The sequence below is a fragment of the Nocardia sp. BMG111209 genome, from assembly GCF_000381925.1.
Taxonomy (GTDB): Bacteria; Actinomycetota; Actinomycetes; order Mycobacteriales; family Mycobacteriaceae; genus Nocardia.
Window position 1 is genome coordinate 225,292 of record NZ_KB907309.1, and the last position, 21,671, is coordinate 246,962.

The 21,671-nt window shown below is 68.8% G+C and carries 21 protein-coding genes; 9 read left to right on the forward strand and 12 right to left on the reverse strand.

Translation table 11 applies throughout. The annotated features are described in order from the left end of the window. Window positions 1-55: 55 nt before the first annotated feature. Window positions 56-613: a hypothetical protein gene (locus tag G361_RS0132150; RefSeq protein WP_019931248.1), complete on the reverse strand. Its 558-nt coding sequence runs from the start codon at window positions 611-613 to the stop codon at window positions 56-58. Between the two features lie 113 nt (window positions 614-726). Continuing rightward, on the reverse strand, window positions 727-1,263 hold the full coding sequence (locus G361_RS0132155; RefSeq protein WP_026343761.1) for a glutathione peroxidase: 537 nt from the start codon (window positions 1,261-1,263) through the stop codon (window positions 727-729). Between the two features lie 202 nt (window positions 1,264-1,465). On the opposite strand from G361_RS0132155, the gene G361_RS0132160 reads away from it, so the two are divergent. From G361_RS0132160 to G361_RS0132175, 4 genes are all read left to right on the forward strand, one after another. Next, on the forward strand, window positions 1,466-3,388 hold the full coding sequence (locus G361_RS0132160) for a tetratricopeptide repeat protein (RefSeq protein ID WP_019931250.1): 1,923 nt from the start codon (window positions 1,466-1,468) through the stop codon (window positions 3,386-3,388). Between the two features lie 286 nt (window positions 3,389-3,674). Beyond that, entirely contained in the window at window positions 3,675-5,063 is a 1,389-nt protein-coding gene (locus tag G361_RS0132165) for a hypothetical protein (protein ID WP_155981926.1), read from the forward strand. Next, window positions 5,060-6,454: a hypothetical protein gene (locus tag G361_RS0132170; RefSeq protein ID WP_019931252.1), complete on the forward strand. Its 1,395-nt coding sequence runs from the start codon at window positions 5,060-5,062 to the stop codon at window positions 6,452-6,454. The genes G361_RS0132165 and G361_RS0132170 overlap by 4 nt, the downstream gene beginning before the upstream one ends. After that, window positions 6,451-7,743, forward strand: a complete 1,293-nt coding sequence (locus tag G361_RS0132175) for a hypothetical protein (protein ID WP_019931253.1) — start codon at window positions 6,451-6,453, stop codon at window positions 7,741-7,743. The genes G361_RS0132170 and G361_RS0132175 overlap by 4 nt, the downstream gene beginning before the upstream one ends. 11 nt (window positions 7,744-7,754) lie before the next feature. Here G361_RS0132175 and G361_RS47490 read toward each other — a convergent pair whose 3' ends face one another. Continuing rightward, complete coding sequence (locus tag G361_RS47490) at window positions 7,755-8,387, reverse strand: TetR/AcrR family transcriptional regulator (RefSeq protein ID WP_019931254.1); 633 nt, start codon at window positions 8,385-8,387, stop codon at window positions 7,755-7,757. A gap of 121 nt (window positions 8,388-8,508) precedes the next feature. On the opposite strand from G361_RS47490, the gene G361_RS0132185 reads away from it, so the two are divergent. Beyond that, the gene (locus G361_RS0132185; protein WP_019931255.1) at window positions 8,509-8,754 is read left to right on the forward strand and encodes a helix-turn-helix transcriptional regulator; all 246 of its coding nucleotides are present in this window, start codon (window positions 8,509-8,511) and stop codon (window positions 8,752-8,754) included. A 44-nt stretch (window positions 8,755-8,798) separates the two neighbouring features. On the opposite strand, the gene G361_RS0132190 is transcribed toward G361_RS0132185, so the two are convergent. After that, the gene (locus G361_RS0132190) at window positions 8,799-9,032 is read right to left on the reverse strand and encodes a hypothetical protein (protein ID WP_019931256.1); all 234 of its coding nucleotides are present in this window, start codon (window positions 9,030-9,032) and stop codon (window positions 8,799-8,801) included. Window positions 9,033-9,186: 154 nt separating this feature from the next. Between G361_RS0132190 and G361_RS0132195 the strand changes: the two genes are divergently transcribed. Then, window positions 9,187-10,623, forward strand: coding sequence for a phenylacetate--CoA ligase family protein (locus G361_RS0132195; protein WP_019931257.1), 1,437 nt, complete (start codon window positions 9,187-9,189; stop codon window positions 10,621-10,623). Further along, a complete protein-coding gene (locus G361_RS0132200) occupies window positions 10,620-11,702 on the forward strand; it encodes a ThiF family adenylyltransferase (RefSeq protein ID WP_026343762.1) in 1,083 nt (360 codons plus the stop codon). Before G361_RS0132195 ends, G361_RS0132200 begins: the two co-directional genes overlap by 4 nt. Here the strand turns inward: G361_RS0132200 and G361_RS0132205 are convergent. After that, entirely contained in the window at window positions 11,671-12,096 is a 426-nt protein-coding gene (locus G361_RS0132205; RefSeq protein ID WP_019931259.1) for a nuclear transport factor 2 family protein, read from the reverse strand. The two genes, G361_RS0132200 and G361_RS0132205, sit on opposite strands and share 32 nt — an antisense overlap. A gap of 47 nt (window positions 12,097-12,143) precedes the next feature. Between G361_RS0132205 and G361_RS0132210 the strand changes: the two genes are divergently transcribed. Further along, the gene (locus tag G361_RS0132210) at window positions 12,144-13,481 is read left to right on the forward strand and encodes a S9 family peptidase (RefSeq protein ID WP_019931260.1); all 1,338 of its coding nucleotides are present in this window, start codon (window positions 12,144-12,146) and stop codon (window positions 13,479-13,481) included. A gap of 5 nt (window positions 13,482-13,486) precedes the next feature. Here G361_RS0132210 and G361_RS0132215 read toward each other — a convergent pair whose 3' ends face one another. Further along, complete coding sequence (locus G361_RS0132215; RefSeq protein WP_231387172.1) at window positions 13,487-14,701, reverse strand: TetR/AcrR family transcriptional regulator; 1,215 nt, start codon at window positions 14,699-14,701, stop codon at window positions 13,487-13,489. Between the two features lie 261 nt (window positions 14,702-14,962). Between G361_RS0132215 and G361_RS0132225 the strand changes: the two genes are divergently transcribed. Beyond that, the gene (locus G361_RS0132225) at window positions 14,963-15,232 is read left to right on the forward strand and encodes a LuxR C-terminal-related transcriptional regulator (RefSeq protein ID WP_019931263.1); all 270 of its coding nucleotides are present in this window, start codon (window positions 14,963-14,965) and stop codon (window positions 15,230-15,232) included. 27 nt (window positions 15,233-15,259) lie between these two features. On the opposite strand, the gene G361_RS0132230 is transcribed toward G361_RS0132225, so the two are convergent. Genes G361_RS0132230 through G361_RS47495 form a run of 6 tightly spaced genes read right to left on the reverse strand, consistent with a single transcriptional unit; the run spans window position 15,260 to window position 21,643 of the window. After that, window positions 15,260-15,691: a hypothetical protein gene (locus G361_RS0132230; protein ID WP_019931264.1), complete on the reverse strand. Its 432-nt coding sequence runs from the start codon at window positions 15,689-15,691 to the stop codon at window positions 15,260-15,262. A gap of 60 nt (window positions 15,692-15,751) precedes the next feature. Beyond that, entirely contained in the window at window positions 15,752-16,015 is a 264-nt protein-coding gene (locus G361_RS0132235; protein WP_019931265.1) for a hypothetical protein, read from the reverse strand. Between the two features lie 22 nt (window positions 16,016-16,037). Then, a complete protein-coding gene (locus G361_RS0132240; RefSeq protein ID WP_019931266.1) occupies window positions 16,038-16,259 on the reverse strand; it encodes a hypothetical protein in 222 nt (73 codons plus the stop codon). Continuing rightward, entirely contained in the window at window positions 16,256-17,170 is a 915-nt protein-coding gene (locus tag G361_RS0132245) for a hypothetical protein (protein WP_019931267.1), read from the reverse strand. The genes G361_RS0132240 and G361_RS0132245 overlap by 4 nt, the downstream gene beginning before the upstream one ends. Continuing rightward, entirely contained in the window at window positions 17,163-20,456 is a 3,294-nt protein-coding gene (locus G361_RS0132250; RefSeq protein ID WP_019931268.1) for an FtsK/SpoIIIE domain-containing protein, read from the reverse strand. The genes G361_RS0132245 and G361_RS0132250 overlap by 8 nt, the downstream gene beginning before the upstream one ends. Window positions 20,457-20,500: 44 nt before the next feature. Continuing rightward, window positions 20,501-21,643 (reverse strand): hypothetical protein, encoded by a 1,143-nt coding sequence (locus G361_RS47495; RefSeq protein ID WP_019931269.1) that lies wholly within the window; start codon window positions 21,641-21,643, stop codon window positions 20,501-20,503. Window positions 21,644-21,671: the final 28 nt, after the last annotated feature.

The window sequence follows — 21,671 nt, forward strand, 5'->3', positions numbered from 1 at the left end:
TGTGCTCTACGTCACAGAGTAGCGAGATTAACTTAATTCGGGCGGCAATCGGCGGTTACTTGGCCAGCGCCTTGCCGCCGTTGGGGGCGACCGCGAACCAGGTGCCGCCGACGCCCTGGCCGAGGAGGTCGCCGGGCTTCTGGTCCTTGGAGAAGTAGTAGACCGGCCAGCCGCCGATGGTGATCTGGCAGGAGCCGTCCGCGCGCTCGATGAAACCGGTCAGCTGCGGGTCGAGGCCGTCGACGTAGAGGTTCTGGCCGCGGCTGACCAGCAGCGGGGGCCAGGTGGTGGCGCAGTCACCGTTGCAGTTCGAAACCGAGGGCTTGGCGGTGTCCTTGTCGAAGCGGTACAGCGAGCGGCCGTCGCGGTCGGTGACTCGCATGCCGACCGTGGGATCGATGACCACGCGGAGTTCGACGTTGTTGGTGCCCTGCGGGGCCTGGCCGTTGTAGATGTTCAGCCAGCCTTGGGTTTTCGCGAGTGCGGGGGCCGGGGCGGTGGCGGCCGGCGGCACCGGGTCCGCGGTGGCGGCGGGGGCGGCGGACAGGGCCAGCACCCCGGCCGTAGCGATCGCGGCGGCCGCGGTGCTGATCAGTGTGGTGATGCGCGACATGATGTCCTCCGAAGTGATTGCCGTTGTCGGTGAACACAATTCTTCGGATTCGGGGGTGAAAGGTCTGTTCGCGCGGCGACGTTCGTTGTGTATCGGTGGTTACACAGGGACGCTCAGTCGAGCAGCAGCGCGATATCGGCGCCGATCTCCTCGGGGGTCGCGGTGGACTCGTAGCGGCGGATGACCTCGCCGTCGCGGCCGACGAGGAACTTGGTGAAGTTCCACTTCACCTCGTCGGTGCCGATCGTCTCGGGGCGGTTCTTGGCGATGTGCTCGTAGAGCATGCCGGCGTCGGGGCCGAAGTCGCCGGGGGCCTCGGCGCGCAGGTAGGTGTAGAGCGGGTCGGCGTTCGCGCCGTTGACGTCGAGCTTCGCGAAGACCGGGAAGGTCACGCCGTATTCGGTGGAGCAGAAGTCCTGGATCTCGGCGTTCGTGCCGGGCTCCTGGTCGCCGAACTGGTTGCAGGGGAAGCCGAGGATGTCCAGGCCACGGTCCTCGGTCGCCTGGTGCAGCGCCTCGAGCCCGGCATATTGGGGGGTGAAGCCGCACTTGCTGGCGACGTTGACGATCAACACCACCCGGTCCTTGTAGTCGCCGAGCGACTTGGTCTGGCCGTCCGCGGTGGTCACGCTGTATTCATAGACACTCATGGCTTCGACCATAGTGTGATCGTGCTGCCATCGACCACTTCTCGCCCGGTGGCGGACGGACCGGCGGCGACGTTCCCACCACGGCGAACGATGTCGATCGAACGGCGGATTCCGTCGGGGGCGGAGGTGAGCGCAGGCTGGTGCCGGACATGCGCAGTTCGCCACCGCGAGGGCGGCGGCCGATGACAGCGGGAGGGCGGCGGTGAGCGAGCGACCCGATCGGAACGCGGCGGCGCGGCATGCGCGCGCGGCGGTCGCGCATATGGAGGCAGGCCGATACGACGCGGCAGCCACCGAATTCGCGCTGGCGCGAACCATATTCGAGCAGTTGGGGTCGGCTTCGGCGGCGGTGGCCGGCTGTACGGGCGAGATCGGCAACGCGATGTTGCGGATGGGTCGATATTCCGAGGCCGAGCAGGCGTATCGACAGGCTCGGGATTCGTTCCGGCAGTTGGGGATGCAGGTTCAGGCCGACGAATGCACTGCGAGCCTGGGCCTGGCGTTGCGGCACACCGCACGATTCACCGAGGCCGAGGCGGTGCTGCTGGAGTCGATCGCGGCGTTCGAGCGGCTGGGACTGGACGAGCGAGTCGCGACCGGGCGGATGGGGTTGGGAGCCCTCTACGCCGATACGGAGCGGTTCGCCGAGGCCGAGCAGGAGTACCTGGCGGCCCGGGAGTTCTTCCGCGCGCACGGTCAGGTCGATGCGGCCGCGACCTGCACCCAGAATCTGGCGAATGTTCATGGCCACCAAGGTCGTTACGACAGCGCGGAGAGCGCTCTGCGCGAACTGGTGGACTTCCACATCGAACGACGCTCGGATCGCGGTCTGGCCGACTGTTCGAGCCAACTGGGGGAGGTCTATCGCTCGACCGGGCGGATACGACTTGCCGAGCAGGCGCTGATCAGCGCGCAGCGGGCGTATCAGGGCCTCGCTCTGCGGGAGGAATTCGCCTATGCCGCAGCGAGTCTCGGAAATGTGTATCTGCTTCAGGGTCGCTACGACGACGCCGAGCAGTCGTTGTCGAGTGCGCGGGACGTGTTCAGCGAGTTCGGTGTCCGAAAACAGGTGGCAGTCTGCACACTCGGGCTCGGGACCGTTCATCTGACCGCGGGCAGATACCCGGAAGCGGAGATCTGCTACCTCGAGGCCCGGCGACTGTACGCGGAACTCGGCCTGTCGAAAGGTGTCGCCTCGTGCGATGCCAATCTCGGCAATGTGCACGCGGCGACCGAACAGTTCGAACTCGCCTTGTCGGTCCTGCTCGCCGCTCGCGAGCAGTGGGAGCGGCTGGGGTTACCGGAGGGGATCGCCGACAGCTGCGCCAACCTGGGTCAGGCCTATATGGCGCTGGGGCGGTTCGACGAGGCGGAACAGGTTGTCCGGCAAGCACTTCGACTGTACGAGCAACTGGGAGTCGAACATCGGGTCGCCGCGTGTATCGCGAACCTGGGTTTCGTCCACACTCCGGCGGGCCGCTACGAGGCCGCGGAGGAGCAGTTCACGCGCGCAGCGGAGCTGTACATCCGGTTGGGCCTGCCGGAACTGGCGGCCCGATGCGACGCCGGCCGGGCATCGACGATGTTCTTCCGGGGCCGTGCCCTGCCCGGCGATGCGCCGGAACGCCGGAAGCTGATCGCCGCGGCGACGGAACTGATGATTCCCGCGACGGTATTCGTGGATGCCACCCGATTTCAGTTCGATCAGGCGGCGGAGCGGGTGGCCTGGGGTGAGTCGGCACAGGATTCGCTGGCGCGCTTGTTCCTGATGGCGGCCGCGCTGGACGATCCGGAACTGATCGCGGATCTCGTCGAGACGGCGATCAACTCGGGGATCCACACCACCTCGCCGGTCTCCGACATATCGGCAGGCATCATCCGGTACGACCGCACGACGACGGCCGATATGCCACCGGACCCGCAATCACCGCACAGCGGGAAGTCGCCCGCGGGTGTTCGACCGGCCGGAGCGATTCGCTTGATTCCCGGGGCGGTTCTCCCGATGGCGGCGCCACCACGACTGATCATGCCCGATCTACGGGAGGCGCTGTTTCCGCATCTGGATCGAATTTCCGACAGATACGCCCCGATCGACGTATCCGGACCACCATTGCGCGTGTGGTGAGTTTCGCCGACCACGAGAAGGAACCGGCAGCTGTCGGCCGATCGTCGGACAGACCCGCGCACAGCACACGGATATGCTTCCAGCGCAATAGTTTCCGATTCCTGCAGGGGTTCTCATGCCTGATTTGAAATGCCGTAAATGCCACCGGCCGCTGGTCGATTGCCAGGGTTGCAACGGAAAGGGCGGTGGCAGTGGCTTGCTGGGCCCGACGAATTGCGGCAGTTGCGACAGCGGGTTGGTGTGCCCGACCCACGGTAAGCACTGGAAATAACGCGGAGCGACTGCCGTGCCTGTGCTCGACCTGCCCGAATGGGCCGTGCCGCTCTGGTGGGCGACCGACCCCGACCACACCGGCGTATCCGGTAATCAGCTGATCAGACGCTGGTACGCGAGGATGTCGGCGCCGAAACCGCCGGTGAACGCGTGCGTGCCGGAATTGGCCGGGTGGTCCGGAGTGCTCGGCCGCCGGACCTGGGTGCAGGCGGAGTTCCGCGCCCGCCCCGCGGAATTGGCCCGCGGGGCGGGGCTGCGGAATCGGGAGATCGATGAGCCCGACAATTGGAATACGGTGAGCCGGCTGTATTCCGGCTATGTCGACCCGCTGGCTCGATTCAGTGCCGAATTCGCCGCGGTGGTACACGATATGCGACCCCGCGGCCTGCCGAACGACGGCTGGGTGGGACCGCTCAAGAACCGGGTGCCGCCGATCGTCCGTACGGTGATGGCGGGCGCGACCGACGGACCGCTGGGCGGAGTGGCCGATTCCTCGGCATCCGCCGATCGGTTCATCGCCGCACGCGCCGCACATCGGCCGGATTACGAGCGCATCGCCCGGCGCGGATATCTCTCGGTCCTGCTGGATCGCCTGGAGCAGTTGCGCGATGCGGACAGTCCGGACGACACGACGATGCGCGTCCTGGAACGGACGATCGCCGCCCACGCCGCGAAACACGGCGATCCGGAGCAACCACTGCGCAAGCCCACCGGCGACGAGAAACAGCGGGTACACGAATTGCTCGCGGCGGTGCTCGAACAACAGCCGACGCTGACGAATCATCGCTATTTCACCGAGGCGTATCGCCGGGCAGCGGACACCTTGCTGCGCTGGACGGTGCAGGGGCGCGAGGACCTGGACGCCGGCATCATCTTCGCCGCGCTGCGCTGGGCCCGGATGGACGCGCTACGCAAGCAGGCGCTGCTCGACGCGCGCGAAAGCCTTTCTCCCGATCGATTTCCCGAGGCGGCCGTCGACGCGCTCGCCGGGGTAGAACAGCGTATGGACATCGATGCGCTGTTCGCCCGTGCGCACGCGACCTTGGCCGCGCATGCCGAACCCGGTGCGCCGACCGCCGCCGACAGCTGGGAGAAATCGCTCGCACTGCGACTGCTGGCACAGGGCAACGCGGTGGTCATCGATGCCTACGATTCGCTCGCCGACCTGGTGCGGGCAGCATGGGCGGACACCTTGGCCGAGGGGGACGACCGGCCGGCCCAGGCATATGCCGCGGACGTCGAGACGGCCGCGCGCTACATCCAGATCCTGCTGTCGATGGTGGTGTCGAGTGCGGATCGATCCGCGGGCAGCGGTACCGAGCGGTACGCGCGTCGTCTCGACCGGATCCGGGCCCGGGTGACGGCCGCACGCGAACAGCGGATGTCGGAGCCGGACGGATGAACGCCGAATTGCTCCGGCTCGGTCTGCTTTTCGTCGGCGCGGACGGCACGGTCGACTGGCGGTCCGGCCGGGTCGCGGCGATCGCGGCGGTCCGGGTCGAAGTGGGACATGGCATCGTCGTCGACCTCGATCCCGCGTTTCCCGGCGAGATCCTGGCGTGGCAACTGTCGGCGACCGCCGACATTCCGGCGCTGGTGGTACCCGTGGGCGATCCGGGGCTGGCCGCGGTGGTCGCCGAGGCTCGAATCGCCGGGCCCGGCGAGCGGGTCGTGCCGGGTCCACAGCCCGCTGCCGCCTGGGCCCGATTCGCCGAGGTCGCCTCGGTGCGGCGCTGGACGATGCGGCCGGTGCACCACGCCGGCCTGCTGATCGATCGTGCGGTCGCCGCGGCCGAGGTGGGCCTGATGGCCGAGGCGGCGACGCTGTTCATCTACGCCGAGGACGCTTTACCCGATCTGATCCGGCGCTGCGTGGAAGGTGAATTGCCCTCGGCGGTGGTCGATCTCGTACGCGCCGCGATCCGTGCCGCACAGCGGGCCGGCGCCCGGGGTACCTGGGCCGCCAGTGCGGCGGAGCTGGAAGATGTTGCGGTGCTGGACGACTCGATGATCCGAAGCACGCTCGCCGAGTGGCGGCGGCACGCTGCGGCGGTCACCGGTCTGGCGGGCACGCTCGGCGAAACCGGTGAACCGACCGAGGATTCCGACTTCCTGGATCCGCTGGCGGTACCGTCGCGGATCATCGCATGGGGCGGCGCCAACCGGCCCGAACTGCGGATCCGACACGAACGGGACGACGGTGTCCTCGTTCTCGACGCACCGGTTGCCGCCGGCGTCGATCCGTACTGCCGGGAGGTCGGCAGGCTCCTGGCCTATGCCGCCGATCGGGCCGACGGAACCTTGGTGGCGGTCGCACCGATGCGGCTGGACGGTTCGGTCCTGATCGCGCGCCTGCCCGCGAACGACCGCACGCCGGAGGAACTCACGTTCGGCGTGCTGGACGCGGACACGGATGTGGCGGCGCTGCGGACCGATTCGGTCGGCCGCTGCCTGATGGCGGTGGATCGCATGATGATCGAGGCCTGGGCCCACCAGCGCGCGGCAACGGCCACGGCATATGCCGTCTCGCCCGACGCTGCCGAATCCGACCTGCGTACCGTGGCGGCCGAGCGGCGATCCCGGCAGCGGGCCGCCCGGACCCTCGTCGCGGCCGCCCGCAAGCGCCTGGAGCGGGAAGCCCGGTCGCTCACCGCGGACGACGGGACGGCCGAGGTGCTCACGACTCTGCTGCGGGCGCGGCAGGAGGCGATCGGACGGTATGCCGACACCATCGAAACCGGTAGCGGGACACCGCTGCTCACCGACCTGATACCGCCGGAGCCGGGCGGATGAGCGATTCGGTCGATGTGCTGGTCCGGGCGGCCGACGCGGGCGATACGTATCTGTCCTGGCGCTGGCTCGACGATGTGCGCCGGCCGCTGTTCGAGGTGCTGCGGGCGGATGTCGCCGCTCCCGCGCTGGCCGCGCTCGATGCCGCGCTGGTCTCGCCGCGGCCGGGTGAGCGCGGCGATCGGGCGGCCCGGCGGGCCTTGACCGAGGGTGCGTTCGCCGATGTCGCCCGGGAGCGTGAACTGGCCCGGTCGCTCGCCGAAGCCGTGCTGCCCGAACGACTTCGGGATCAGATCCGGCAGAGGTCCGCGGCCGGCCTGCGGATCCGGATGCGGTTGACCCCGAGTCCGCGCCTGGCCCGTGTGCCGTGGGAGCTGCTCACGGTCGACGGTGACGTCCGGTTGCTCGAACTGGCGGATGTGGTGCTGGAGCCGCCGGCCGCGGTGCACGCCGATCGTGCGGTGCTGCCTGCCGAGTCCTGGGACGCGGTCCGCGACCGGCCGCCGTTGCTCGTCATCGATCCGCAGCTGCCCACCTCGGCCGGTGAACTTCGTCAGGTGCTCGACGACGTGGACACGTATCCCTTCGACGAGCGGATCGATGCCTACCTCTCGGCGGGACGGCTGAGCACACCGGACGGCGACAACGCCATTCATTCCGGGATGGATCGTGTCGAGTTGAGCGCCGCATTGCGCCTACCGCGGTCCAGGTTCTTCTATTTCGGCCACGTCACCGCGTCGGCCGCCGAACCGGGTTCCGCGGCAATACATCTCAACGACACGGCCGCGGAATGGGGCCTGGCGGCGCCGGTGCGCGGTCATCGTCCGTTCGCCGCACTGGACATGATGCTGGGCACCGGCCCCGCGACGGATCCCGCGATCTGGCGCCGGTACGGGTTCGGCGAGGCACGGACCGGGCCGGAGCTGTGGCCGATGCCGCAGCGGGTCGCGGTGATCGGCTGTGAGGGCGGGGCGGACTACCGTGCCGCGGAAACCTTCGGGCTGGTGGTCGCGATGGTGAACGCCGGCGCATCGCTGGTGACCACCACCCGCTGGACCCTGCCCGCCGATTGGACGTTCCGTTCGGCGCGAACGGATTTCGACGGCGGCCCGACCAGCGCGCTGGCACTGCGGGTCGACACCGCACAGGAGGGTGCGGATCCGCTGGGCACGCTGACCCGCTGGCAGCGCACGGAACTGCACCGCTGGCGGGCGAGCGGCGATATCGCCCACACGCCGCTGGTGTGGGCGGCACTGACTCATTCGATCGCGCCTGCCCGCGTGCGGGATTGAGTACGGCGCGGTCAGCCGGATGCGATCAGCAACGGCGGCAGCAGCTGGCCCAGCACGAGTTCCGCTGTGGCATCGGCCGATTCGCCGGGCCGGGTCATGATGCGCAGCATCAGCGCATTGATGTGGTAAACGGCCACATCCGCACTCGCGGGCTCGGGCCGGAATCGGCCCGCTCGCTGCCCGTAATCGATCAGTTCCGCCAGCGGCCGCGGGAACGGCACGATGTTGCGCACATCGCCGTCGTCGGCCTCGGCGGCCGCACCGGCGGCGGCAATGGTCTGCTCCTGTACGGCCGCGAGCAGTGCGACCGTGAGCGTCTGATGCCGGCGGCACACCGCGGTCAATGCCCGGATGTGCCGTTCGAGCGCCTCGACCGGATCGGTCCCGGTATCGATGTCGGACCGCGCCGCCGTGAGCATCGGCTCGAACAAGGGGGCATACACGTGGCCGAGCAGCGTCTGTTTGCTGAAGTGGTTGAACGCTGTCGCCACGCTGACTCCCGCCTCGTGCGCGATGTCCTCCACTCGGGTCGCCTGCCAGCCCCGGGCCGCGAAATGCGCCCGCGCCGCGGCGACCAGCGCGGCGCGGGTGCGCAGCCGCTTGGTCTCCGCGCTGCGCTTGCGGGCGTCGTGCGGGGCGTTCATGGGTCTCGACACTACACGGCCCCCCGAAGCCGAAATTTATTTGTATCCAAGTTGGAGTCGACGCTAATATGAGTGCGGGCGGATCCCCGCCGGATACCGTGAAACGAAGCTGGTGGCTACCATGACCGTCGGTCCCGATCGGCGACCCTGTCTCTCCCAGCGCGAGCGCGAAGTGCTCGTCGCCTGGATCTTCTCCGACTCGAAAGCCGAAGCGTGCCGTGACCTCTACGTCACCCTGGGCACGATAAATACGCATCTGACCAGAATTCGACGCAAGTACGCCGATGTGGGCCGCCCCGCCACCACGAAGGCGGCACTGCTCGCACGAGCCGTTCAGGACGGCCTCATCGCGCTCGACGAAATCTGAAACAGGCCTGCCGGATTCGGCTGCGGCGCAATGCCGCAGCCGAATCACCCCTCGGTGGGCTCGTCCTGTGTGCGCTGCCGCTGAATTTCGGCGGCGGCGCCGGAAAGCAGATCCCGCGCTGTGGATGTCGGCCGGAACGCGGCGCGCACCGCGCGAATTTTCGAGACCTTTCCCTTTTTGTCGGTGAGTCCGGCCTGCCGGGCCGCGGCCTCCGCGATGTGCATCGCACCGGCGGCTTTGACGATCGAATCCTCGGCCGCTTTCTTGAAATCAGCCACAGTTCCTCCTGATTCGTGGAATCCCGACGGATTCAGCGTAGGCAGCGATATGCCCGCCGACTATCCGACGAACAGGCGACAGCGACCACCGGGGGGATCGGTGTTCCGGGCAGAGGACGACGGATCCTCGCCCCACAGAAGGAGTTTCACCCCGATGACAGAGCATCTGCCGGTGGCCGCCGGCGATCCGCCCGGCACCGGCCACGCCCTCGCCACCTTCCGGCGCGCGGCCCGCGACGTCCCCGCCTATCAGGAGTTCTTGGCGGAGAACGGAATCGACGCGCAGTCGATCACCACTGCCGAACACTTCGCCCGGATTCCCGCGGTCACCAAGACCAACTATCTGCGCCGGTATCCCCGCGCCGCGCTCCTGTGGGGCGGCGACCCGGTCGCCGCGGGCACCTGGTCCGCGAGTTCGGGATCCTCCGGCACACCGACCTACTGGCCCCGCGAACACCTCTCGCTGGAGGACAGTGCCGACTGCTACGACCGGATCTTCCGGCAGAACTTCGGCTCGCACCTGCGCGAGACGCTCCTGGTCGTCGGTTTCGCCATGGGCAACTGGATCGGCGGCACCTACACCCTGCAGGCTGTGCCGGAACTACGGCGGCGTGGCCACAAACTGTCGGTCGTCACGCCGGGCATCGACCTCGAGGCCTTCCTGACCAGCATCTCCGACCTGGGCCCCGACTACGAGCAGGTCGTGCTCGCCGGGTACCCGCCGTTCATCAAGGATGCCCTGGACCGGGCCGACCACCGGGTCCTGAAGCTGGACCTGGCGATTCTGCTCGCCGGTGAGCGCATCACCGAGGAATGGCGCGATCACATCCTCGACCGCATCGGCAAAACCGAAGAGCCGCATCGGATCTGCCTCATCTACGGCACCGCGGACGCGGGTGTCATGGGTCACGAGACCCCGGCCACCATCGCGATCCGCCGACTGGCACACCGTGATCCGGCCTTCGCCGCGGCGTTGTTCGGCTCGGACCCGTTGCTGCCCACCTTCGTCGAATACGATCCGCAGCGCCGCTACACCGAGGTGGACGCGGACGGCCGGTTCCTGTTCACCGTCGATTCGGCGATGCCCCTGATCCGGTACCGGATCAGTGACGAGGGCGCCATCCTGACCCCCGGCCGGGTCGCCGATATCGCACACCGTTGCGGCCATCGGCTCCCGATCCGGACGTCGACGCGCAACGCGGCATTCCTGGCGCTGCGTGGCCGATCGGACGTCGCGGCGAGTTACTACGCGGTCAAGATCTATCCCGACAGCATTGTGACCGCGATGCAGGATCCCGGCGTACTCACCACGGTGACCGGCAAGTTCGCGCTCGCCACGCGCACCGACGGCAACTTCGCGCAGACCCTCGACCTGCAGGTCGAGCTGTGCGAAAACGTCGAAGCCACAGTCACTTTCAGCGACCTGCTCCGGGAACGCGTGGTGGCCGAACTGGATCGGACCAACAGCGAATACCGCCGGCTGCACGCCGAACTCGGCTCGGCCGCGGAGCCGATCGTCACCCTGGTGCCCTTCGGCGGCAAGCGGTTCCGGTACCACACCAAATTCAAGTACGTCGGAGGCGACGCATGATGGAGATTCTCGATCCCGCCCGTGACGGCGACCGCATCGCCGCGGTGCTCGCCCGGCCCGGCTATCGGCTCGTCGACGCCTGGACGCCGGCCGTCGAGGAATATCGGGCACTCGATCCGGCGGCCGGTCCGATCGACGTGCGCTACGTGGTGTACGAGTACCGCCGCCTCGTGGTGAAGATGACGAACGCGGTGACCCACTACCGGCTGTGCACGACCCGCAACCGGCACCTGATCGACGACCTGGAACAGGCCCGCTGGGCCGCCGCGCCGATCGGCGTCGCCGGATTGAGCGTCGGCGCGTCGGCATTGTCGGTCTGCGCGCTGACCGGTGCGCGCCGGTTCCGGATCGCGGACCCGGACCGGCTCGGCCTGACCAACCTGAACCGGCTGCCCGCCTCGGTCTGTGACATCGGGATGCGCAAGACGACGCTCGCGTACCGCCGCGTTCTCGAACTCGACCCTTACGCAGAGGTTTCCGTCTTCGACGAGGGCATCACCGCGGACACCGTGGACGAGTTCCTCGGCCTGAACCCCGGCGGTGAACCGCTCGCGGTGCTGGTGGAGGAGATGGACGACGCCGCGGCGAAGATCGACGTCCGCCGCCGGGCGCGCGCCGCCGGAATCCCGGTGGTGATGGCAACCGACAACGGGGACAACGTGATTCTCGACGTGGAACGGTTCGACCTGGATCGTGCCTACCCGTTGCTGCACGGGGCGGCGGAGGCCGTGCCCGATCCGGCGCCGGAGGCGAGCACCGATCCACGCCGGCGCGCCGCGACGGCCGCGCGCATCGTCGGTGCCGACATCACACCGCGAACCCGGTTCTCGCTGACGGAGGTGGGCGCCTCGCTGCGGTCCTGGCCGCAGCTGGGCACCGCCGCCACCGTTGCCGGGGCGACCGCCGCCTACGCCGCCCGGCTGATCGTGTGCGGAGATCCGTTGCCGTCCGGTCGGTTCCGGGTCGATCTGGACCGAGCACTGCTGGGAGCGGCCGCCGATACCGCAACGCGGTGGAACGAGCTGGACCGCGCCGACTTCCTCGCCGCTATGGCGACCGACGATCCCACACAGGGGTGATGACATGGGTCACGAACCGCCAGCCGTCCGCACCGCGCACCGCGGTCAATTCGTAACGGCTGCCGAACATCCGGGTCTGCGAGCCGTCGGCCGGAACACCGGCCATGAGCACGTTCGCGAGCACCGCGGCCCGGTCGGCGTCCGGCTCGATCGCCGCAGGAGTAACGAAATGCTGAGTCGCACTGAACATTTCATGGCCACGCCGCGCCACATCCACGATGTCGGCGACGCCGGTGCACACCGCACCCGGCATCGTGAACTCCGCGTCGGGCGCGTACACGCGCGCCAAACCGTCGAAATCCTGGGTGTCCAGGCACCGGCCGATCCGCGTCACCAGCTCGGTGAGCTCGGCGCGGTCGAGAAGTTCCCGGACTCCGGACGCACTCTCGGTCATGCGCACAACGTAGTGCAACCGGCCCGGCGCGCGCAGGGGGTACGGCGATGAGCACAGGAACACGCGCACTCGTCACGTTGTGCACGCTCACCGGCACGACCGAGTGGGTGGCCCGGCGGTGCGGCACCCGGCCGCTGGTGCCGGACGTCTCGGTCCGGCGCTTCGCGGGCTGGGCCGGCACCACACCGGATCGGTTCGCCGGGCAGCTCGACCGCGTCCGCTCGTTCACCGATGCCGGATGGAGCGGGCACTGGAGCCGGATCGCGGAGCGGCACATGGCCACCGCCGACGGTCTGCTCGCCGAGTTGGCCACGGCCACGGGCACTGCGGCGCCGACGGTGGCCGCCCTGCTGGCGCCGGACCACACCGCGGCCGTCGCGGACCTCGGGCGGCTGCTGGCCCCCGCGGCCGGATTCGTCGCCGATCGCGGCGCCGAGCGGATACCGCGGCGAACGGAACGCTTCGCCCGCTCGGCGACGGCCGGTGCGGCGATCGACGAACATGCGATCTGGGCCGCCCGCGCCGCGGACGCCCTGCTGACCGCGATCGGCTACGACCTGATCGCGGCCTGGCCCGGCCACACCCCCGCCCGGATGGCCGCGCACCTGCGGTCGCAGCGGTTACTGCTCGCCCTGCTGACCGCGTCGGCACCGGGTCTGGGGTGTGCGGTGGAGACGGTGGACATCCCGAGTACCGACGGGCCGGTCCGCATCTGGACGATCTTCCCGTCGGGCGAAAGCCGTTGTCCGACAGTGCTGGTCACCAACGGGCTGGACGGCACGGCACAGGAGTTGGTGCTGTCGCTGCTGCGCTACCGGCACACCGGAATCGGCTTCGCGGTGATGGAGATGCCCGGCGCGTACGCGGTGGGCCGACCGTCCACCGACCCGGTCCGCGACTACGCCGCCGTCCTGGATCGGCTGGTCGCACATCCGCGGGTCGACGGCAGTCGAATCGGCATGTTCGGCCTCAGTTTCGGCGGTTACTGGTCGGCGCGGATGGCCGCCACCGATCCACGCCTGCGCTGCGCGGTGGCCGCCGGCCCGCCGGTGCATCGCAGCTTCGGCGCCACCGGTGTGGTCGGTGTCCCGGAAGTGCTGCTGCGGGCCATGATTCGGGCGCTCGGCGCCGGCGGCGCCGCGGCGATGGGCACGAAACTGCGCGCACTGTCGCTGAAGCGGTCCGGCATGCGCATCGAGATACCGCTGCTGGTGGTGAACGGGGCCGCGGACACCGTCACCGACGTGCGGGACTCGGTGTGGCTCGCCACCCGGGCACGGCATGCCGTGCTGTGGCTCTACTCGAACGACGACCATTGTGCGATGGAACATTTCGGGCAATGGCTGACCGCCTCGATCGAGTGGCTGCGGACCACCCTGCGATGATCGGCTCACCTCCCGCGCAATCCGTCGAGTACGAGCCGCGAGACGAACGCCGCGTTCTGTTCCGGACTCGCGTTACGACGGGTGAAGCAGCGTAGGAGCAGCGTATTGGTCAGCAGCGCAGCAAGATCCGCAGCGGACTGATCGGTGACGAGAATCCGCTCCTGTTGCCCCTGCTCCAGCAGGGGCAACAGGAGTCCGGGAAAGTTCAGTTCGCGTTTGATCGACAGCAGCCCGTCCGGTTCGGCGTAGGTGTCGTGCGCGACGGCCGCCAGGAGCGCATCCATGAACGGCCGCTCCGATTCGACCAGGCGCGCACAGCGCAGGAAATGGCGTTCCACGACGGTGACGACACCGCGCCCCAGGGCGACGTCGTCGGCGATGGCCTCGGCCAGCTTGTCGTAGTGCGATTTCAGGGCGCCGACGATGACATGCAGTTTCGTCGGGAAAATTCGGAGTGCGGCGTCGAGCGGCACCCCCGCCTCCTCGGCCATGGCCTCGACGGTCGCCATGAAATACCCGCGTTTGGTGAATTCGTTGCGGGCCGCCTTCAACAAGGCCACCCGCGGCTCGCTGGGCAGGCGTACGGACAGGCCGCGCGGCGCCGCGATGGAGGTGAGCACGTCGTCGATGTGCCCGTGCTGTTGCCTGCTGTCGACGGCGATGCCCAGCACCGCGAGAATCGCGTCGGCCACCAATTCCGGTGTCACCGACTGTGGTTCGCTGCGGCTGCGGACCAGGAAGCCCTCCAGCAGTGCGGTGATCACCAGACAGAAGCTGCGCATGGTGAACGGCTTGCGCAGGGTCACGCCGCTGTGCGCGAAGAAGACCTCGAAGATCTGCATGATGAGTTGATCACCGTGCTGATAGCCGGCCCGGATGGTCCGGGCCGCACTCGGTTCCGTGGTGCCGAGCATCGACGCGAGCAGTCGCCGAGTGCCCACCGCCTCCTCGAACAAGGCGTCGAAATGAGTCTGGATGAGCGCGCGCAGGGCCTGCCGCCGATCACCGCCGGCGGCCGCCAGCACCGCGTGGGCCTCGCCCCGGACGTCGGCGGGTAGCAACGTCGCGGTGTCGGCCAGCCGATCGAGCACCGCGGCCAGATATCGCGGCTTCGCCGTGAACTTCCGATAGAAGGTGGCGTGCGAGGAATTCGCGGAGTTGATGACGTCCTCACTGCGCAGACCGCCGTCGAGCAACCGGCCCGGTTGTTCGACGATCAACTGCAAACCGGTCTGAACGAGATCTCGGACGACACGATCATCGGTGGAAATCGCCTGCTCCTCCCCCTGGTGATTCCGGCCGCGGCGTTGTGTGCTTCCGGCCTTGTCATCATGTGATCCGGTCCGGGGGTCCGGCCGTTACCACCCAGGCGAGACTATCCAGTCTCAGCCGAGCCCGATCGGTCCCGCTCGCGGAGTGACCTGAACGGCTCGTCGGCGATTTCATGGTTAAGTAGTTGTCGCACAGGGAGGACGGACATCATGCCTGTCGCCGCTGATCATTCGGACGAGACGATCCACCGCGAGCGCCCGTCGTTGAGCCGCCGCGAGGTTGCTGTCCTGCTGGCTTGGTTCGCGTGTGACTCGAAGCTGGAAGTCGGTCGCCGACTGTACATTTCGCTGGGCACGGTCAACACGCATCTGTCCCGGATCCGGGACAAGTACAGCGCCGTCGGGCGACCGGCGCCGACCAAGGCCGCCCTCGTGGCCAGAGCCCTGCAGGACGGGCTGATCCGCATCGATCAACTGTGAATCAGCGAATCACGCAGTATCACAGCATCATTCGTCGGCACCGCCGCACCCGCAGTGCAGCCGTGCCCCGACATCACCCGCGGTCAGCAGCGCCGAGGTGGTGACCGCGAGGAATTCCGCCCACGACCGTTGCGCCGCGCTGATTTCCGAAGTCGCTGTGGCACAGCGGAATCGCGCGACCGCGCCGCAGGCGTCGAGTTCGAAGACGACGTCGACCGAGATCCGATGATGGGCGATCGCGGTCAGCGCCACGATCGGCCGGGCCGTGCCCGCGGCGGCGGGGATGTTCCCGAGCGGAAGATCGCGCAGGCGCGGCGTGCCGAGGCCGATCACGTTGTCGTACCGCCAGCGTTGCGCCGGCGGAATACCACGTTGCTCGGCCGCCGCGTGCACCGCGAGGACGAGATCTCCGAAAGCCTCGGCGGCCACCGTTACCGAACAGATCGTCGCGCCGGTCACGATCCGCGCCCTTCGCCGGTGGCCCCCCGACCACGGCGGTTCGGCCCGTACAGGAGGAGCTCACCTGCCCTGATACGTCTGCAGAAGTTGAATCTTCTTGTCCAGATACGACTTCAACTGGTTGGCGTTGTTGTCGAACGCCGACACCGTGCGCAGGATCTGTTCCAGATCGCGCTCGAATTTGTCCTTCACACTGTCGCGCCACTCCGCTCGTTTCAACGAGGATCGCAGCCGAGTGACGGCGGCGTTGATCTCGCGCTGCGACCGGTCGATATCGTTCTTCAACTGGCGCAGCGAGTCCGGATTCGCCTGTACGTTGCCCATGAGTCCTCCTTCTGCCGACGGTTCACTGTTTGCCGAGTTCGCGCAGGGCGCCGGCGATCGACCGGTCGAAATCCGCCAATGCGGTCAGGAATCGGCGTTCCGCATCCGCGAGCGGTTCCAGATTCCGCTCGGTGAGCCTGCGCAGGACGGTGTCCCGCCAGATCTGCCCGGCCTCTCGTTCGGCCTGGACCCGGGCGCGGGAGTTCGCCTCGAAGATCGAGATGCCCGCATACAGCCTGCTCACGGTTCGATCACCTCTCCGGGTATCGTCGCCAATCCCATCCGTTGCGCGACCCAGATCCGGTGGTAGCCGTTCTCGACGCCGTACCGGCCGTCGGTGCGGCGGACCAGCCGGGGTGCGTTGTCGCGGCCCAGGAAGCCGGTGTAGGTATCGGCGTAACTGCGTGCGCCGACACGTTTTTCGATGGTATCCCGGTTCCGGAAATAGTCGAGATCCCGGCCGAGCGCCAACGCCGGCACGATGATCCGGAAGAACGCGTCCAGACCCCATTCGAGGTCGGCCGGGCTCACATCCGCCGGGAAATCGGCCGGGCCGTGTACCGCGCTGCCGGTCGTGTCGATCAATGCGAGCGGGACCATGCCGAAACCGTCCGGGAATCCGGGCGGGCGCTCGATCGTCACGGGCGCCACATCGGGTCCCGCGGCGCCGGGAGCGACCGGGCCGGTGTCGCGGACGACCACCGTCGCGGAGACCGCCGCGGCGCCCACAGCGGCCGAGCCGGCGCGCAGATACCGGTCGAGATCCACGGCGATCGCGCCGAGTACGCGCTTCGTGTCACCGGTCGCCGCATCGACGACCCGGGCGAAACTGCGTGCCGCGACGCCGTATTCCCGCGCGGCCGTGTCGAACAGACGCCGGGCCAGGCGGGCCGCCGCGAGTTCCGTTTCGGCCCGGTCCAATTCGCGTCTCTCGGCCGAGCAGTCGGCCTCGCCTCGCATGCAGTACTCGTAGTCCCGCCGGGCGTGATCCACCCGGCGCCGGCGGGCGTCGGTCTCGGCGGCGATCTCCCGGTCCACCCGCTCCTGCGCGAAACTCACCGTGTCCCAGCCGATCCCGGCATCCTTGGCGTAGCGGTCCAGCGCCCGGCCGAGCCGCCGCACGACCTCCGGATCGTTGCGTGCGGTATCAGCCACGGTCGTCGCTCCCGGGCGTGAGCAGCCGGTCGAACCAGGCCGGCGACGGCTCGTCGAATCGCCGCACGATCGTGGTCCGGGCGTTGTCGTAGTCGTCGACCGCGAGCTGATTCGGCGAGAGGGACGAAGCCACCTCGGAGTCGATGAGCGTGCGCGAATCGTCCTCGCTCGCGGTGCCGAGCACCTTGTGCCCGAACTGCCGGAAACCCTCGTGATCGAAACGCCGCTCGAGCGAGGCGTTCCGATCACCCCACGCGATGACGTGCACGCCGACCTCGGGACCGCGCCGCAACACGTCGGCGAGCCGGCCGCTCTCGCTGTCGGGATCGAAACTGTCCGGACTCAGCTCGCGCGCCCGATGCACGCCGATGAGCACCAGCACGCGGGCAGGCGCGGCGTAGTCGTCCAGCTCGGTGCGCTCGGTGATCTCGGTACGCAGGGCGTCGAGTACATCGCCCAGCTTGCGGCGATGATTCGCCTGCGCCCCCGCCGCGCGCAGACGGGTGAAGGTGTCCTCGGAGCGGGCGTCGACGGCTGCGAAATCGAGGTAGTCGACCCGGACTCCGGCGGCCAGCAGCGCGGCCACGGCGATCGCCAGTACCCCGAGCGCGGATTGCGCGACCACCAACACATTGTTGCCCGGTTGCCGCTCCAGTTGCACCGTCACCGGCGGTGCCAGCGACATCGGCGCGCCGATCGGCAACCGCAGCGTCCCGGTCGGCTGCGATTCGGTGAACAGCTCGGGGGCGAAGTCCTCGACCGCCACCGGGACATCGCCCTCGAAGACGACCGGCTTGCCGGTACGGCCCGCCTGCTCGTCGGCCGACCTGAGCTCGTCGATCAGCTCCGCGCGCAGTTCGGTGGACCAGTAGGCGCACTGGAAGCGGTTGTTGGCCTCCCGCAGTCCGCCGTGCGTGTTGATGATGCCCTCACCGGGTTTCGACAACAGCTGCGCGTCCGAATTACCCTCGGCCAGAAGCAGTTCGGAGTCCTGCGTGGAGCTGGCGAGGACCAGCCGGATCGGAATCTGGTTGAGCGCGGTACGGATCTTCTGCCCGCCGCCGGAAACCGATTGCGAGGCGAGGAGGGTGTGCACCCCGAAGGCCCGGCCCTGCCGGATGATCCGGTCCAGCAGTTCCGCACCGCGCGTCGAGGTGCTGTCGTCCTGTTCGAGCAGCATGTGGAACTCGTCGATGACGAGCACGATCCGCGGCAGCCGGTCGCCGGTGGCGCGGCGATAGCGCCCGATCTCCAGCTGCCCCTGCGCGGCATTCTTGAAAAGCATTCCACGACGGGCGATTTCGGCATCCAGGCTCTCCAGGACGCTGATGCCGAAATCGCGGTTGGTCTCCACCGCGACCACCTTGGCATGCGGAAGTGCCCCGGTGGCATAGGGTTTGAACTCGACACCCTCCTTGAAGTCGATCAGGTAGAACTCGAGATCCGGTGGTGCGTACTGCAATGCGAAGCCGAGGATGATCGAGTGCAGCAGCACCGATTTGCCCGAGCCGGTGCGCCCGCCGATGAGCGCGCTCGAGGCGCCGACGGAGTCCAGCCGCAGTTCGGCCACCCCGGCGGCTCCCGCCCGGCCGAAGCGGGCCACGACGCGATCCTCCACCGCACCCCGCCACCAGGTTCGCGGGTCCCGCGGGTCGGCGACGGTCTCGACGGCGTCGCCGCTCGTGGCGGCGGCACGTTGTGCCGCCGCGTCGGCCAGTTCGGCCACCCGCCCCGGATCGACCCTGGTGTCGGCCGCTTTCGCCAGCGTCCGCTCGACGTGGGCGAGCACCGCGGCGCGGGTCCGGTCCGTGGGGCGCGGATACGGATGCAACTGCCACTCCAGGCTGCTCTCTCGGACGAACCGGGTGGCGGCGACGCCGCGTGGCAGACCGAGCCGGGTGACCAGGGCACCGTCCTCACCACGGGTGAACGCGGTGGCGAGCGCGCCGAGGCCGCGGGTGTTGCGGTCCCGCACGGTGGCCGCGATCAGCACGCCCGCCCGGCGGCCGACGGTCGCGAGCCGCTCCAGCCGGGCGAAAGCCTCGTCGTCATAGGATTTTCCGTCGCGGGTGAACGCCTGCGGATGATCGAACAGCAGCAACAGACGGTAGGGTTCGGCCACCTCACCGGCCGCCCGGTTGTAGTCGGTGAGCGTTTCGTGCGTGCCCTGCAGGTACTTCTGGGTGACGAATGCGACGTGGTTCTCCAGTTCGGCGAGCAGTTCACCGACATTGTGTGCGGTCCAGACCTTCTGGCCGTAGATCTTCTCGCCCGCCTCGCCCAGGCCGTACAGGAAGTTCAGTGACGCGCCGACCTGCGCCGGATCGACGACATCGATGACGAGCCGGCCCGCGGGCAGGGCGGCCAGCAGATCGAGGGTGAGGTTCTCCACCACCGCGGCGTCGTCGGTGACCAGGCCGCCGCATTCGTCGAGATCCAGCAGCGCGGGGATCTCCGGGACCCCGTCGAGGGCGAACCCGAATCGGTGGGTGTGCACACCGCCGGGCGGATCCGGGATCTCCAGTGCGGTGTCGAGCTGGATCCGGGTCGGCCGCACCAGTCCGATCGGGCACAGCAGCCGGGATACCGAGGGTTCGATCGCCTCGGCCTCGGCGGCCTGCCAGCACGGGCCTGCCTCCGGCAGGACCGGTGCGACGCCGGGCGCCTCGACCGCCGTGAAGTGCGTGAGATTCTGTGCCACAGCGGCATTCACCCGCCCGCGGAAGTCGGTGAACGCCGACTCGTACAGCGCGGCCATGGAATTCGCGGCAGTGGCCTCGACTCCGCTCAGCGCGGACGGGAATTCGTTGAACGAGATCTGGGCGAGCGTGACGAGCCGGTGCCGCACCTCCATTCGCCGCACCCTGGTGAACTGGAAACCCGCGTTCTGGATGGATCCGAGCGTCGCCTCCGCCTCGGCCAGCCAGGCGCTCGCATCGCCGGCAACGACCTCGTACGAATTCGGCTGATAAGCGTTCCAGTTGTATTCGAACTGGTATTTCTCGACCATCGCCGTACGGATGGCCTCATGGGCCTCGTGCAGCGATCGGCGGGAGATCTCGAGCGTCTTGTCGATCCGGCGCTCGGTCGCCTCGGTGGCCGGCATGAGTTCGTCGGTGCGAGCGCTGATCCGGGTCAGCAGGCCGCTCAGTGCCGCGGCCGCGGCGACCCGCTGCCGATCGATCCGTTCGGCGAGTTCGCCGCGCCGCGCCAGCACCGGGAGGGCGGCGCCGGCCGCGGTGGACTCGTCGGCGGTGGTCGATTCACTGGTTCGAAGTGGTTGCACGGGTGAGCCTTTCGGGTTCCACATGGTTCGCGGTGTACTGGCGCTCAGCCCGGCTGGAACGCGGTGCTGCCGTCGACGGGGTGCGTGGTGCTGATCACCTTGGCGTAGCAGTGGTCGGGGTCCAGCTGATTCGATCGGCACCAGTCGAGCGCACCGCCGGCGTCGGCGAAGGTCACGCCGGCGGAGGTGATCCAGAAGTACTGGCCGCTGAACGTGGACCACGATCCCGACCACACCAGCCGCACGTTCGGATAGCGCAGCCGCAGTTGCAGATGTTCGCGCAGGATCTCGGCGTCGTTCCAGGTGATGCCCTCCGCGAACCTGCCGTGTTCCTTCGAACTGAGCTGCGGCACCCACCGATCCGCCAACTGACCGGCCACCGCGGGCCGGTCCGCGTCGGCGATCGCGGGCAGGGCCGCGCGCGCGATCGACTCGGCATCCGTCTCGGCTGCCGGTGTCACCGGGATCGGCTCGGTGCCGCCGGCGGCGGCGGTCCGGTCCACGGCAGCCGACGTCCGTGCGAAGGTGACCCGCAGCGCAGTCGGCGACCCGATCAGATCCGGTGTCCGCCAATAGGTTCCAGCCGGAAAGCGGAAGACGTGGACCATCTGCGCGCGTGCGCCGGAGGTGGCGGGCAGATCGACGAGGCCGGCCGCGATCGGGAGCGAGCCGACGGAGACGGTCAGCTGCGCCCGTGGCGCCGACAGTGCGTCGCCGCCGGCGCATCCGGCGGTGATCGCGACCGTGATGTCCAGCGCGTCACCCCGGGCCACGATGCCGGTGACCGTGCCGCCGGGCGAGGTGGCGGAGCAGGCGGTGGCGGCGGCCGCCGCGGCCACGCCGGTCCGCTGCTCCGAACCGGCGGCGGGCGAACCGCCACTGTACGAGTCGCCGCCGTGCGAGCCACCGCCGTGCGAGCCGAGGACGACCGCCACCAGCACCAGGGCGACCACACCGACGGTCGCGGCGACGATGCCCAGTGGGGGTGTGGTGCTGCGCCGGATCGGCGGGCGGAACCGCAGCGGCTCCCCGACGGTCGTCGTCGCCTCGGTCCGAGTGGCGGTTTCCGGCGGCCCCGGCGCACCGGTCGCGGTATCCGGCGGCCGGACCGGGTCGGGTTTCGCCCGCTTCCGCAGATCGACGCGCGCCCCGGCCGGGCGTTCGTCGGTTTCGCGATCGACCGGCATATCGGAGTCACCTCATGAGATACGATGG

Excerpts from the sequence above, each read along its gene's own strand:
- G361_RS0132150 (WP_019931248.1), bottom strand. The coding sequence starts at position 613 with ATGTCGCGCATCACCACACTGATCAGCACCGCGGCCGCCGCGATCGCT.
- G361_RS0132155 (WP_026343761.1), bottom strand. The coding sequence starts at position 1,263 with ATGAGTGTCTATGAATACAGCGTGACCACCGCGGACGGCCAGACCAAG.
- G361_RS0132170 (WP_019931252.1), top strand. The coding sequence starts at position 5,060 with ATGAACGCCGAATTGCTCCGGCTCGGTCTGCTTTTCGTCGGCGCGGAC.
- G361_RS0132175 (WP_019931253.1), top strand. The coding sequence starts at position 6,451 with ATGAGCGATTCGGTCGATGTGCTGGTCCGGGCGGCCGACGCGGGCGAT.
- G361_RS47490 (WP_019931254.1), bottom strand. The coding sequence starts at position 8,387 with ATGAACGCCCCGCACGACGCCCGCAAGCGCAGCGCGGAGACCAAGCGG.
- G361_RS0132185 (WP_019931255.1), top strand. The coding sequence starts at position 8,509 with ATGACCGTCGGTCCCGATCGGCGACCCTGTCTCTCCCAGCGCGAGCGC.
- G361_RS0132195 (WP_019931257.1), top strand. The coding sequence starts at position 9,187 with ATGACAGAGCATCTGCCGGTGGCCGCCGGCGATCCGCCCGGCACCGGC.
- G361_RS0132200 (WP_026343762.1), top strand. The coding sequence starts at position 10,620 with ATGATGGAGATTCTCGATCCCGCCCGTGACGGCGACCGCATCGCCGCG.
- G361_RS0132205 (WP_019931259.1), bottom strand. The coding sequence starts at position 12,096 with ATGACCGAGAGTGCGTCCGGAGTCCGGGAACTTCTCGACCGCGCCGAG.
- G361_RS0132210 (WP_019931260.1), top strand. The coding sequence starts at position 12,144 with ATGAGCACAGGAACACGCGCACTCGTCACGTTGTGCACGCTCACCGGC.
- G361_RS0132225 (WP_019931263.1), top strand. The coding sequence starts at position 14,963 with ATGCCTGTCGCCGCTGATCATTCGGACGAGACGATCCACCGCGAGCGC.
- G361_RS0132235 (WP_019931265.1), bottom strand. The coding sequence starts at position 16,015 with ATGGGCAACGTACAGGCGAATCCGGACTCGCTGCGCCAGTTGAAGAAC.
- G361_RS47495 (WP_019931269.1), bottom strand. The coding sequence starts at position 21,643 with ATGCCGGTCGATCGCGAAACCGACGAACGCCCGGCCGGGGCGCGCGTC.